15 protein-coding genes are annotated in these 13,778 nt (G+C 34.1%); 1 reads left to right on the top strand and 14 read right to left on the bottom strand.

Features of this window, described 5'->3' with window-relative positions; all coding sequences use genetic code 11:
• Positions 1–15 precede the first annotated feature (15 nt).
• From ACXX80_RS01370 to ACXX80_RS01340, 7 genes are all read right to left on the bottom strand, one after another.
• Positions 16–2,307: a DNA topoisomerase 3 gene (locus tag ACXX80_RS01370; RefSeq protein WP_458551693.1), complete on the bottom strand. Its 2,292-nt coding sequence runs from the start codon at positions 2,305–2,307 to the stop codon at positions 16–18.
• 243 nt (positions 2,308–2,550) lie between these two features.
• Complete coding sequence (locus ACXX80_RS01365) at positions 2,551–3,201, bottom strand: DUF1801 domain-containing protein (RefSeq protein WP_458551692.1); 651 nt, start codon at positions 3,199–3,201, stop codon at positions 2,551–2,553.
• A gap of 234 nt (positions 3,202–3,435) precedes the next feature.
• Entirely contained in the window at positions 3,436–4,020 is a 585-nt protein-coding gene (locus ACXX80_RS01360) for a fasciclin domain-containing protein (protein WP_417950303.1), read from the bottom strand.
• Positions 4,021–4,260: 240 nt separating this feature from the next.
• Positions 4,261–4,689, bottom strand: coding sequence for a hypothetical protein (locus ACXX80_RS01355; protein ID WP_458551691.1), 429 nt, complete (start codon positions 4,687–4,689; stop codon positions 4,261–4,263).
• A gap of 315 nt (positions 4,690–5,004) precedes the next feature.
• Positions 5,005–5,526, bottom strand: a complete 522-nt coding sequence (locus ACXX80_RS01350) for a GNAT family N-acetyltransferase (protein ID WP_458551690.1) — start codon at positions 5,524–5,526, stop codon at positions 5,005–5,007.
• A 53-nt stretch (positions 5,527–5,579) separates the two neighbouring features.
• The gene (locus ACXX80_RS01345; RefSeq protein WP_458551689.1) at positions 5,580–6,347 is read right to left on the bottom strand and encodes an MBL fold metallo-hydrolase; all 768 of its coding nucleotides are present in this window, start codon (positions 6,345–6,347) and stop codon (positions 5,580–5,582) included.
• Between the two features lie 73 nt (positions 6,348–6,420).
• Positions 6,421–6,993, bottom strand: coding sequence for a Crp/Fnr family transcriptional regulator (locus tag ACXX80_RS01340; RefSeq protein WP_458551688.1), 573 nt, complete (start codon positions 6,991–6,993; stop codon positions 6,421–6,423).
• A gap of 514 nt (positions 6,994–7,507) precedes the next feature.
• On the opposite strand from ACXX80_RS01340, the gene prfA reads away from it, so the two are divergent.
• Entirely contained in the window at positions 7,508–8,584 is a 1,077-nt protein-coding gene (gene prfA / locus ACXX80_RS01335; protein ID WP_458551687.1) for a peptide chain release factor 1, read from the top strand.
• Between the two features lie 90 nt (positions 8,585–8,674).
• Here prfA and ACXX80_RS01330 read toward each other — a convergent pair whose 3' ends face one another.
• The 7 genes from ACXX80_RS01330 to ACXX80_RS01300 form a co-directional block, all read right to left on the bottom strand.
• Positions 8,675–9,019, bottom strand: a complete 345-nt coding sequence (locus ACXX80_RS01330; RefSeq protein WP_458551686.1) for a hypothetical protein — start codon at positions 9,017–9,019, stop codon at positions 8,675–8,677.
• 272 nt (positions 9,020–9,291) lie between these two features.
• The gene (locus ACXX80_RS01325) at positions 9,292–9,588 is read right to left on the bottom strand and encodes a YtxH domain-containing protein (RefSeq protein ID WP_417979421.1); all 297 of its coding nucleotides are present in this window, start codon (positions 9,586–9,588) and stop codon (positions 9,292–9,294) included.
• Positions 9,589–9,611: 23 nt separating this feature from the next.
• Positions 9,612–9,755 carry a lmo0937 family membrane protein gene (locus ACXX80_RS01320; protein ID WP_458551685.1) on the bottom strand — a complete coding sequence of 48 codons (144 nt, stop codon included), beginning with the start codon at positions 9,753–9,755 and terminating at the stop codon, positions 9,612–9,614.
• A 28-nt stretch (positions 9,756–9,783) separates the two neighbouring features.
• Entirely contained in the window at positions 9,784–10,422 is a 639-nt protein-coding gene (locus ACXX80_RS01315; protein ID WP_458551684.1) for a porin family protein, read from the bottom strand.
• A 350-nt stretch (positions 10,423–10,772) separates the two neighbouring features.
• On the bottom strand, positions 10,773–12,560 hold the full coding sequence (locus ACXX80_RS01310) for a CHASE3 domain-containing protein (protein ID WP_458551683.1): 1,788 nt from the start codon (positions 12,558–12,560) through the stop codon (positions 10,773–10,775).
• A 1-nt stretch (position 12,561) separates the two neighbouring features.
• On the bottom strand, positions 12,562–13,008 hold the full coding sequence (locus tag ACXX80_RS01305) for a response regulator (protein ID WP_458551682.1): 447 nt from the start codon (positions 13,006–13,008) through the stop codon (positions 12,562–12,564).
• Positions 13,009–13,019: 11 nt separating this feature from the next.
• Complete coding sequence (locus ACXX80_RS01300) at positions 13,020–13,583, bottom strand: helix-turn-helix domain-containing protein (RefSeq protein WP_458551681.1); 564 nt, start codon at positions 13,581–13,583, stop codon at positions 13,020–13,022.
• Positions 13,584–13,778: the final 195 nt, after the last annotated feature.

The raw sequence follows: 13,778 nt of genomic DNA, 5'->3' as shown, positions 1-13,778 counted from the left end.
ATTTAGTCTACAGTCTTAAATACTTTGTTTTAAAATAGTATAAACCAATTCCTTAGTGGGTTTTTGATCTTTTAAATTCGCTCTAACTACATCAAAAGTCACTTTAAAATCACAACCCAATTTATAATCGCTGCAACCATAAGCTGTTTTTCCTTTTAGCACGGTTCCTTTCTGGCATTTCGGACAGGTTAATTCGTCTGGAATGACTTTCGCCAAAGTTTTCTTAGGTTCTAAAATGAGTTGGAAATTTTCGTCAAAGCGGAGTAAACCTTCCACAGTGCCGGCATTAGTTTTAAAGTCTTTCAAGTTTACCGTAGATCCTTTTTGAAGCAAACGTAAGTATTGATTCTCGGATATTTTTTTCTCTGCAAAAGTGTAAGGCAATAGAAACGTGCAACCCGTTTTATAATCAGAACACCCAAACGAAGATTTCCCTTTGATAAGTGTTCCTTTTTTACATTTCGGACAGGCTTCAGCCAAAATTCCGGCTGCTTTCTTTTTCTCGACTTTCGCCACTTCTTGTTGAACACTTCCTGCATGCGAAATATTGGCGCGTCTCGTTTCGCTGCGTACTTCGTACACCAAAGTTTCGACCATGTGTTTCATGTTCTTGATAAACGAACCCGCGGTAAATGTTCCTTTTTCAATATCTTTCAATTGTTTTTCCCAAGAGCCGGTCAATTCTGCCGACTTCACCAAATCATTTTGAATCGTATCAATCAGTTGAATTCCTGTTGGTGTTGGCAAAACCTGTTTTTTGTTTCTTACAATGTATTGGCGTCTAAAGAGCGTTTCAATAATATTGGCTCGCGTGGATGGACGACCAATACCGTTTTCTTTCATCAATTCGCGTAAATCTTCATCATCGACTTGTTTGCCGGCGGTTTCCATGGCACGCAATAAAGTCGCTTCCGTAAATTGATTTGGTGGTTTAGTTTCCTTTTCCAAAAACGAAGGTTGATGCGGCCCTTTTTCGCCTACAACAAAACTCGGCAAAATATCGGCTTCTTTTTCTTTGGCGTTTGGGTCTTCAAACACTACACGAAATCCCTTTTTCAAGATTTCTTTTCCCGTAGTTTTGAATAAAACATCGGCAGCTTTACCGACTACGGTAGTATTGGCAACCAAACAATCGTCATAAAACACTGCAATAAATCGCTTTGTAATAATATCATATACTTGCTGTTGGTTGTATTGCAAATTACTTTGAATCCCCGTTGGAATAATCGCGTGGTGATCCGTTACTTTTTTATCGTTGAAAACCTTGGGTGATTTTTTTATCTTTTTTTCCAAAAGTGGTTGCGTCAACGCAGCATAATTCGTCAAGTTTTTCAGAATCCCTGGAACTTTTGGATAAATATCATTGGGTAAAAATGTGGTATCGACTCTGGGGTACGTGACTACTTTTTGTTCGTACAAAGTCTGTACAATTTTAAGCGTTTCGTCTGCCGTAAAACCAAATTTGGTATTGCAGTACACCTGAAGACCTGTTAAATCGAATAGTTTTGGTGCAAACTCATTACCGTTCTTTTTTTCGACAGAAACAATTTCGAATTCGCTTTCCTTGACTTTATTGGCGAGAAGTTCTCCATCTTCCTTTTTCAAAAAACGTCCTTCTTCATAGCTGAAAAGTGTCTCTCGATACAAGGTTTGTAATTCCCAATACGGTTGCGGTTTGAAATTCTCAATTTCTTTGAATCGGTCCACGACCATCGCCAATGTTGGGGTTTGCACCCTTCCAATAGACAAAACTTGTTTGTATCCGCCATGTTTTACAGTGTACAATCGCGTGGCATTCATACCGAGTAACCAGTCGCCAATGGCTCTGGAAAATCCGGCGTAGTATAAATTATCGTAGTTGGCAGATGGTTTTAAGTTCTCAAAACCTTCTTTGATGGCTTCGGTGGTCAGGGACGAAATCCACAAGCGTTTTACCTCGCCTTTGTACTGTGCTTCGTTCATGACCCAGCGCTGAATGAGTTCTCCTTCTTGCCCGGCATCCCCGCAGTTGATGACCAAATCGGCTTTGTCAAACAAGCTTTTTATGATTCTGAATTGCTTTTGGATTCCTGAATTCTCCACCACTTTAGTCTCAAATTTTTCAGGTAGCATCGGTAAATTGTTGAGGTCCCAACTTTTCCAGTGCGGTTTGTAATCGTTCGGTTCTTTCAAGGTACATAAATGCCCAAAAGTGTACGTTACCTGATAACCATTGCCTTCAAAATAGCCATCGTGCTTGGTATTGGCTCCCAAAACGGATGCGATTTCACGGGCTACACTTGGTTTCTCGGCAATACAGACCTTCATTTTTACTACTTATTTTGAGGGCGCAAATTAGGAATTTAGAAATTGGTATTAAAAAGAAATCGGTAGGAGTTATGAACGGCTTTGCTGTGCTATTTTTTAGGAGCAGAACGAACGGATTTTCAATAACGAACCGTCCTGCTGTCCGCTGTATCCACGCGAAAAAGCGTGGGATGCCGCTTCCATCAGGGCTATTGATTTCGTTTTATTTTCATAATTACAAAAGCAAAAACTTTTTGTAGCTTGCTATTTGTTTTCTTCTCGAATGTATTTGTGTGAACCGTCACAGCTGGGCATTTTTTTAGACATTCCACAAATGCAATCGTTGATTCCTTTTCCGTTCAGAATACGTTGCGTGTATTTTTCTATTCGGGTTCCGCGGGTTTTGGATTGTTTAGCCTCGGAAAAATGGAGATTGTACGCGCGTTGTCGGCCGGGTGTTAAGGCATTGAAAGCGGTTTTTAAATCCGGATTTTTGTCAAAAGCAATTTGCAATTCTTCCACCAGTTCAAGTTCCGTAGTACTTTTAAAAATAACTTTTAGCCCCGCTTTTTCAATTTCAATGGCTTCATAAATGTAAGCTTTGATTATTGATTGATTTTCGGTGATTTCTTCCGGATTAGTAAATTTAAAAAAACGCATGGACTGACTGTTTTCTCCTGGTTTACTAAGAATTCCATTACTGTCTTGGAGTAAAATTCCTTTAAAAAAACTAAGTGTACAAAATTCCTTAAAACTGCCAATAAGTACAACATTATTTCCCTGAAAACAGTAACAAGGCATACGCCACTTGAATTCTTCGGTTAGCCCGCAATCGAGTAACAATAATCGTAATTGCTTTATTTCTGGCTGCCATTTTGTTGCACTACTGATAAACTCATCAACTTTGGGATTCATTTTAGTGGATTTTAAAAATAAACGAAGTTTGGTTTTATAAAAGTATTAAAATAAATCCGTAGTAAACACTATGATGCTGTAAATTAAAATTGGCAATCGATGCAAATGAAATCTGAGGAATTAGCTAAAGGCAGTGTTGCAAAAATGCAGTTGCTATCTGTTGGTTTTAATCCATAAAAAAAAACCGTTGCAAATACAAAATTGTAACGGTTCCTGAATTAATAAAGTAAAACCTTATTTAGGCATAACAACAGTATCAATTGCATGAATCACTCCGTTAGAAGCGGCCACATCAGCAAGAACAACGGTTGCAGTTCCTCCATTTGCGTCAGTCAACATCACTTTTCCATCTTTCAAGCTCAAAACAATAGTCCCACCTTGAACAGTTGTAACGGTATATTTTCCGTTATTTTTATTTATTGCATCAATTACTGTAGCGGCATCAAATTTTCCTGAAACAACATGATACGTCAATACTGCTTTCAATTTGTCTAAACTTTCTGGTTTCAACAAACCATCAACAGTTCCTGCCGGAAGTTTTGCAAATGCTGCGTTATTTGGTGCAAAAACCGTAAAAGGACCTTCGCTACTTAACGTTTCTACTAATCCTGCTGCTTTTACTGCAGTAACTAATGTTGAGAAATCTGCATTTCCTGCCGCTACATCAACAATTGTTGATGGCGCCACTACAACTGTAGTATCCATAGCAACTGCAGTAGAATCAGTCATTTCAGTAGATTCTGCTTGCTTTTTTTCTCCACAAGAAGTAGTTATTACTCCTAATAATACAAATGCGCTAATTGTTTTTACTAATTTCATAGTCAATGTTTTAAGTTTAAAATTATTTATATTTCAAATATACAGATTAAAAACTGTTGTTTAATCTTTTTAACAAATAATTAAACAAAAAATAAAATAATAGTATTATTAATAGAGATGGGTTCTAGTTTTATAAATATGGAGCGCTGCAACCAAATTTTGCAAATTATTTAAAGATCAAAAAAAATATAATTGGAAGTCTTTGCAAATGAACGCTAGTAGGGGATTGGTAATATGTACCTATATTTTAAAGACATCCAGTCGTTGCATCCAGAAAATTTCTGATTCAACGAAAGTAAGTTTGGTCTTAATGATGCGGTCACTTCTATCTCTGGGATTTTTAGTTACAAATCTCGCCTTGGAATTATTAAAATCCAACGTGTATTTTTCATCAAAGTCTTCTTGTTTGTTCGAAGAGAAAGTAATCACATTGTCTTTCGCAGTCCATCTCCCTTTTTCGTATTTATTTACTTCAGGAGGAAATCCGTTTTTGATTTTAGAATACGAATGAAATACGAATGTCCCATCTTGATGTAAGGTCAATTTGTATTCAATTAAATGATCACCTTCCTTGCCCAAAGTACGATTGTAATCACCTGAAAATCCATTCCATTGCCCGAATGTTGTAAAGCTGAACAATACAAGTAACGTGGTCAGTAGTAATTTCATTGGTTTGGTTTGTTTAATGGGGTCGTACTTATTTGCTGCTTTTGGTTTATTTGTTAGCGATAGGCTTACGTCATTGCGAGGAACGAAGCAATCTCATCCAGTTTGTCAATTTTACTTGCCCATTGTTGTGTGCACAGTTTGCAATTCTGCGCTAACGATTGTGGATATTCAAGCGATTGGGCAGTTTTTATTTTGGTCTCGTCGTCTTTTCGTAATTGTCAATGTGTTTAAAAAGTGTTTTAATATTTTCAATTGTCAAGAAGGCTTGAGTACAACTATAAACAACTATAAACAAAAAACTGAGAAGTTATTTTCTCATTTTGAGTTTAGGTCAATTTGAAATAAACTTACTGTTGCGTTGTCATAGTGTGCAGGAAGTCCTTCAGTATTTTTAAGTTTTAATAAACCTAAAAATTCAAAGCCGCATTTTGTGTAGTGATTAATTAATCCAGAATTATCGCCAACAGTATCCATTCTAATGAATTGTTTTTGATTTTCTTTGGCATAAATTTTTGCCCATTCGACAATTTTACCCACTAAATTTTGTCCGCGAAAATCAGGATTTGTTGCAATGCGGTGGATGTAAACAGCTGGGTCTTCGTTGCGTTCCTCCCAAATTTGAGGATCATTAAAAGTTGTCGCCCAAACACAAGCAATTTTACCATCTGCAACTATTTTCCATTGTCTGTTTTCTAAAATTTCAGTTTCTATAAGTTGTCTGTCAAATTCTGGCCAATGATGGGTAAATCTCGTCTTCTGAAAATCGGTAGCGATTTTGTATAAACGAAAAATTTCTTCTGCGTCGTTACTGTTGCTATTTTGTATTTGAAAGTTCATTTTTGATTTTTATATTTATTTTCTTTTAGTTCTGCAGATTGATAATAGTTTTATCAATACACTATACTTTCTCCATCATTTGGAATAAAAACCTTGTCAGAAATTCCAATTTTTGAAACTTCTACTTCTAATTGTTTTCTTGTTGTTGGACAATGATTTACAGCTTCTAAATGATTAGCGATTACTTTATTTGGTGCGTTTTTTACGAATTTTAAAATATCATTCATTCTCATTAATAAAGGCTGAAAAATATCTAATTGAGCCGTTCCACAAGCTACAACAGCTATTTCTGGTCTCAATTGTGTCAAAACTTTGTGTACGTCATCAGTATAAATGGTATCAGCACTTAAATAAAAAGATTTTTCATTAGGTAATTCTAAGTAAAATCCCATTACATTTCCCATTGGTTTTGCTACAAATCCGTAACCGTGTACTGCTGGAATCCCTTGAATTTTTCCACCTAAAAAAGGGCTTTCTTTCCAATATTCAACAGTTTGTGATACGTTTAATCCTTTTTTCCTTAATGTGGCTTCGTCTTTTATGCTACAAATAACAGGAATTTGTTTAGAGCGAAGAAAATGCTCTGCTTCCTTGTCTAAATGGTCGGGGTGCAGATGTGTTATTAAGCAATGTGTAGTTTTTTCAACTATATCCATTGCATTGGTTGGCAAATCTACAATTGGATTTCGTTGTGGTTTGAAACGGAACAGTGTAAAAGTGGGTCCAGCTGTTCCTTTTTTTCCAAGCATTGGATCAACTAAAATAACTTTATTTCCAGTTTCTATTATCATAGTAGCATTTCGCAAATGATGTATTTTCATTTTTTGATGTTTTAAATTGAAAGTCCAAAGTTGCTCATTGCTAAAATAGATTCCATTGATTGAAATCAAGAAATTAAATTCTTTTTCTAATTCTACTCAATGTTTCAGGCGTAATCCCTAAATAAGAAGCAATATGATATTGAGGAATTTGCAATAGCCAATCAGGCTTATTTTTCATAATATCGAGATATAATTCTTCTGCAGTATTTACAAAATGGTTGAACTCTTCACTTTCCTTATTAACAACTATTCTTTGGAAAATAGTTTCAATAAATAGTTTGCCACATTTATATTGGTCTGTAAAAGTCAAGAATTTTTCTTTAGATAAAACCCTCAAATCTACATCAGTCAAACATTCTTGAAATTTTTTTGTTGGAGTGGAATGAGTAAACGAAGAAAAGTCGGTTATAAAACCTGAACTAGTGTAAAAATTGATATTTTTTTCTCTATCATTGGTTGCATAGTATTCCCGAATTATTCCTTGATCTAAAAAACGAAGTTCATTTTCTACATTTCCATTTTCTAAAATGATTTCCCCTTTTTTGAATGATTTTACAGTAAAAGTATTTACAAATTCTTCTAAACCTTCTTTATTAAAAGGAAATTCATTGCTAAAAAATAAAGATAATTTGTCTGATTCTTTCATTATTATTTTAGAGTTGTCTGCGGTTCGTTTCTGCAAAATTGTCACTAACTTGCATATTGAACTGATAAACAATAGCGTTTATTTATTTTCAAATATAAAAAATAATACCGAAAATACAGATAAAAATGGTTTTCAAAACGAACTCCCTTTGCTTTAGTAAATTTACGAAAAAACGTAGACGCTATTACTTTAACCCAAACGCCTAGCCCTGATGGAAGGGAAAATCCTTTATTGATAAAACGCGAAGCAAGTTTTTCAATAAAGATTACTTCACAACATTCTTAATTTAATTGGAGTTCAGTGAATTTCATTTAGAAAGACAGCAGGAAACAGCTCCTAAAAAGAGTTTAACTAGTTAAAAGTTTACTGTTAAAAGTTTCTATCATTGTAGTGTTTGTGTTATCGATGGCTTTGTGTCTAGAAAGTTTTAAATGGATAGGAATACGCCAAAAACGAGCCTTGCAAACTGAATACTTTTTTTGTATTTTTGCACTCCAATAAAAGGAATAAGAATATGTTAGATAGACTTCAAATAGTAAAACAACGTTTCGACGAGATTTCGGATTTGATTATTCAGCCGGATGTAATCTCGGATCAGAAACGTTATGTGCAATTGAATCAAGAGTACAAGAGTTTAAAAGCTTTGGCTGAAAAGCGCGATGAATACGTTATTTTGATGGCGAATATCGATGAAGCAAACGAAATAATTGCCGATAACAGTGATGCAGATATGACCGAAATGGCCAAAATGCAACTGGAAGAAGCAAAAGAAAGATTACCGGAACTGGAGGATGAAATCAAATTTATGTTGATTCCTAAAGATCCCGAAGATGCTAAAAATGTTATGGTGGAAATTCGTGCCGGAACGGGTGGGGATGAAGCTAGTATTTTTGCAGGGGATTTGTTTCGTATGTACACAAAATATTGCGAAAACCAAGGTTGGAGAACGTCTGTGGTGGATATGAATGAAGGAACTTCGGGTGGATTTAAAGAGGTGATTTTTGAAGTTACCGGTGAGGATGTTTACGGAACCTTGAAGTTTGAGGCGGGTGTTCACCGTGTGCAACGTGTACCGCAAACGGAAACGCAAGGACGTGTGCACACATCAGCAGCGACTGTTATGGTATTGCCGGAAGCGGAAGAATTTGATGTACAGATTGATATGAATGATGTGCGTGTGGATTTCTTTTGTTCGTCAGGACCTGGTGGACAATCGGTAAATACAACTAAATCTGCCGTTCGTTTGACGCACATTCCAACCGGATTGGTGGCGCAATGTCAGGATCAGAAATCACAACACAAGAATAAAGACAAAGCTTTTGGTGTTTTACGTTCCCGTTTGTACGAACAGGAATTAGCTAAAAAACAAGCGGAAGATGCTACAAAACGTACATCTCAGGTAAGTTCTGGTGACCGTTCTGCAAAAATCCGTACTTACAATTACGCACAAGGTCGTGTAACAGATCACCGTGTAGGTTTGACGTTGTATGATTTAGGAAATATTATGAATGGTGACATTCAAAAAATTGTTGACGAGCTAGCGTTAGTCAACAACATGGAAAAACTGAAAGAAGCCAGCGAGGTATTCTAAGAAAAAGCAACTTGATCTCAATAGTAAAACCCAGCGAAAAATTATTTTCGCTGGGTTTTTTGCATGAATTAAAAACCAACCTATTTGTGTTTATTCTTCAAAAAGATTCTCTGAATCGGGCTGTACAGTTTGTCTAAAAATGGAATTTCGGAACGCTTCATATTTTTCCGTAGCGGAATCAATTCTGGCGTCGAACGATTCATTATCCTCTAAATTATCCATTCCTAGATTGAGTTCATTTGATTTTTTTTCAAAGGATTTCTCAATGCTTTTCCAATTTTGGCGGGCATCTAATGTAGTTATATCAGTTATTGAATCTACAAAACGTACATAATCATCAGTTACTATTTCGACATTTTTTTCGGCGTCACTTTTGCAGGATGTAAATGCGTTTGCTATTAAGAAAAATCCCAATAGAGGTATTAAATTTTTCATTATGGTATTATTATAATTTGAATCTGTAAGCTAGTCATACTATTAGGTGTTCAAATCCTTCGATGTAGGTTACTTTTTTAGGTGAAAAATGGTATTCAAATGCTTGTATCGTATTCTACTATCAATTTTTCTGCGATGTGGAAATAGCACTTAGACTTCGTGGTATGCTTTTTCCGCTGAAATTGCTTTTTATCGTATATTTCTAATGGAATGGATTGTACAAAACCAACAAATCACACTGCTTTAAAAGAGTGTGATTTATTGGATTTTGATTAAACAATTGCCTTGTTTATATCTCTAAGATGGTCAAAGTTTTGTATTTCATCTTTAACACTCTCTGTTGTATTTTCTATGAGATTTTGTGATTCTCTCTTAAGTTCATTGATTGTTTGAGTAATTTTATTTGTTAGTTTTCCAGATGAATCTACTACAATGTCTTTCAAATCAGTGCTTTTATCAGCTATTTTTTTTCTTGTTTCGCTTCCTTTTGCAGGTGCAAATAATATACCTAAGGCTGTTCCTATTGCTAAACCTCCTAGTAGTCCGATGGCTAATGTGTTATTTTTCATATTTAATGTTTTTATAATTGAAATTATCCTTTTATCACTCTGAGTAAAATGGCTATAACTGCGATTATTAATAAGATGTGAATGATACTGCCCGCGCTGTATACGAAGAACCCTAATGCCCACAGTATTACTAGTATTACTGCGGCTAAGTATAAAATATTTTGCATGATTCTTTTGTTTTAGGGTTGTTTAGTATTAAAATTTTATGGCTGCGTATACGCTTAATACACTGTTTTTTGAATCTGGAAAGGTATATGTTTGTCCCAGAACTGTTCTTTCTTTTCCAACAGTGCTTAATCCATAATTATATCGGGCTCCTATTCCAAAACTGTCAAAATCAAATCCAACTCCAGCAGCTACACCGTAATCAAATTTATTTAAATCGTCTTCATTCACATTTTCTTCAAAGTTGTAAGATCCATCTGCGGATTGATTGGTAATTTTTGAGTCTACCAAGAAAGCTGCGTAAGGTCCAAATTGTACATTGAAATTTTTAGTAAGATTTGCTTTCAACAATACAGGAACTTCAATATAGTTTAATCTGAATTTTCCAGTTCCCTCAGCAAAGGCGTTGTTGTATTGTAATTCAGCTCCTTTTGTAGTGTAACTAACTTCTGGCTGTAATGATAGGCTTGAAGTTAAAGGAAGTTGTGCGAATAAACCAATATTGAAACCGGCCAAAACATTTTTGTCATCAACATCTTCAGTGTATAAATTAGACATATTTAAACCTCCTTTTATTCCTAACGCTGCGCCAGATTCTTGTGCTTGCACTGCATTTGAAGCCGCTAATGTTACTAAAACAATGGCTAATACTCTCTTTAAATTTTTCATCTTTGTATATTTTTAATTGTTTATTTCTATTTTACAAAGATGCGACGGCGATTGAAATTGCATGTTACATCAATTTCGAATATTATTACAGAATTTACATATGACTTTATAGAATTTGGGGTTTTACAAAGTAATATCCGGAAAAACAACTTGTTTTTATGTTGGTTCAGTGGTGTAGTAGAAGATGATGGACGATATTTTGAAAACTAATAGTTATAGGGATGAATACCTCATTTTTAGGTATGAGATAGTATTTGCAGAACCATAATTGGTCTGCAAAAGTAGTTTATAAGGAGCGTGACTTACTACTTATGAAGAGCGTTGTTTTTTGATAAGCGGGGAATAATCGTTTATTCTGCAGAAATATAAATAGTAAAGGTTGCTCCTTCATTAAGTTCAGAATTCGCAACTATAAATCCTTTGTGGTTTTCTACTATTTTTTTACAAATTGCTAAACCAATTCCTGTTCCGGCGTATTCATTTTTGTTATGCAGTCGGTTGAAGAGAATAAAAATCTTTTTAGCATATTCTTGTTCAAAGCCTATACCATTGTCCTCGACAGTAATTTTGTAATATTTAGCATTGTTATTGTTAGGAAGAAAATTAGATTCCTGCGCACTGATTAGGGAAGAATTTATTTTGATAACTGGCGCGACATCTTGTTTACTATATTTTAATGAGTTGCTGATAAGATTAATAAATAACTGTTGAATTTGGAAAGGAATTACACGCAGGGTAGGTAGGGTATTGCTTTCTATGATTCCATTTTTCTCCTCAATTACTTGAGCTAATTCTTGTTTTGCATTGTCCAATAAGCAGTTCAAATTTGCCTCTTCAAAAACTTTTTCAGCTTTATTGGTTCGGGAGAATTGTAATAAATCTTCAATAAGCAGACGCATTCTTTTTGCAGAAGATTGAATGCTGGAAACATATTGCTGACCGGATTTAGATAAATTATCATAATCTTTATTCACTAATCTGGAAAGAAAAGTTTCAATTTTTCTTAGCGGTTCCTGTAAGTCATGACTGGCAATATAATTGAATGCGGTAAGTTCTTTATTGTTGCTTTCCAATTCTCTATTGCGTTCCTCAATAAAATTTTTAGCATACATCTCTTCGGTTACATCACTGGTAGTTCCTATGTGTGTTTTCTCACCAGAAGCAACGGTAACAACTCTACCTAATGCTCTAAAATATCTTATTTCACCGTCTTTTCGAATAATTCTATAGGTAAAAGGCGGTAATACAGATCCGGTAGGAATATTATTTGCATTGTCAATAACGTATTGTAAATCATCAGGATGCACAAATTTATAAAACTCTTCGACACTTGCTTTGAAGGACTGGGGTTCACATCCCAATAGTCGGTATTCGTTATCAGAGAATTGATATACGTGTGTCTCCAGATTGTATTGCCAACTTCCAAAACCTCCTACAATTTCTGCAAGTTTGCTGGCTTCAATTGCAACAGTAAGGGTATTTATGGTGGTTTTTAGGACGATTAAATCCCGGTTCATTTTGATGAAAGCAATTGTGATTAAAATAAGTGTAACAATTAGCGTTAAATAAATGAGTAAGGGCGTATAATTCATTGTAGATTCATACTCCATTTGTCGGTTATTCAGTAGATTTTTTTGGGCTGTCATCATGTCTTCTATCTTATATCTGATAGAATCCATAGCTTGTTTACCTACCAATAAATTAGCAGTTAATTGTTTCTCGTCATAATTTTTATGCTCTGAGAGGTATAAGGTTTTGGAAAGGTAATTTTGTCTTTTATTGATAAAAAACAACAGTTTTTTTAAATTTTCCTGTTGTGTTCGGCTATTCTTAGTGAGTTGAGACAAATGGTTAAAAGATTTTTTTACTAAATCCTTTGATTTTAGGTACGGTTCAAGAAACTGTTTGTCGCGAGTCAGGATATAACCTCTTTGACCAGTTTCAGCATCTTTTATGAATGAAATTAAGCGTTCAAGTTCAGTATTCACCTCATGACTATTACTTACATAATTGGACGATTTTTTTAAAACCGTAATATGCTTGAAAGTAATACCGCCAATAAAAAATATTACAGCAACAGAAATAATAAAAATTATTTTTAAAAAAAGCGGTGATTTGTGAAGTTGAATATATTTCATTTTACATTCTCATTAAAAAATTATCTTTATTAAGGCCAGAGGTATGGTATTGCCAATTGATGGTCACTACTTCTGAAAGGACTTTTTTTAAATTATCGAAATCACTTGGTTTTTTTATATAGATATTCGCTCCATTTATGAAGGTTTCTTCAATATGTTCTTCCGATGATGAAGTAGAATAGATTGCTATTGCAATATCATTCAGTTTTTCATTCTTTTTGATTTCCAATAGACATTCAACTCCATTCTTTTTTGGCATGTTTAAATCTAGGAACAATACATTTGGCAAAACGGAATCTTCATGGTTAAGATAATCCATCAATTCAACACCATCTTTGAAGGTGCTTACTTTTGTATTAATTTTTAATTCGTCAAAGGCGTCAGTGAAAAACAATCTGTCATCTTCGTCATCATCTGCTAGGCAAATATTTATAAAATCAGTATTCATATAAATGTATTTTAACTGTTGTTTTTATTAGATTGTTCTCTTCTTTTCTGGATAATCTTCTGGAATGATGAAGGAGTCATTCCCGTTAAATTTTTGAATTGTGTGCTCAAATGTGCTACGCTGGAATAATTCAATTGAATGGAAATTTCAGTTAAATTCATCGAGGTATTAAGCATAAGTTGTTTGGCTAATTCTATTTTTTGAATAATAATAAAATTTTCAATGGAAGTATACGTGACTTCTGAAAATAAACTAGATAAATACACGTAATTAAGATTTAATTTGTCTGCAATATACACGGAGCTTTTTATGTTCAATGGTTTGTCATTATTAACCATTTCAACTATGGCATCTTTTATTTTTTGGACTAACACACTTTTTTGATTTTCAACTATATCTATGCCGTATTCTTTGAAAATTGTTGTGATTTCATCCATTTTTGAAGAAGGTACTTTTTCTAAAAAATTAAATTCACCAAATCCGACAATGTTATATTTTAATCCTAATTCAGTTAGCTTTTCCTGAACAATTTTTTTTGTCAGTTGCGCATAGTCAAACTTTAAATATACTTTCATATAATACTTTTGTTAAATAGTAAAGATATAAAAACGTTTCTTTTAAATTTATTTCTGAACCATCTACAAAAGAAATTCTTTTAAAGATACATATGGAGCGATGAATTTTTCAAAATTATTTGAATAATAATTAGGCGGTTATGTTTTTGATTATTAAGTTTTTAAAATTATTATTTTTAAAATTTTTCAGCTTAA

The sequence above is a fragment of the Flavobacterium sp. GNP002 genome (assembly GCF_054343795.1).
The sequence above is the reverse complement of the archived record's forward strand: the minus strand, read 5'-3'. Positions and strand labels throughout refer to the sequence as shown.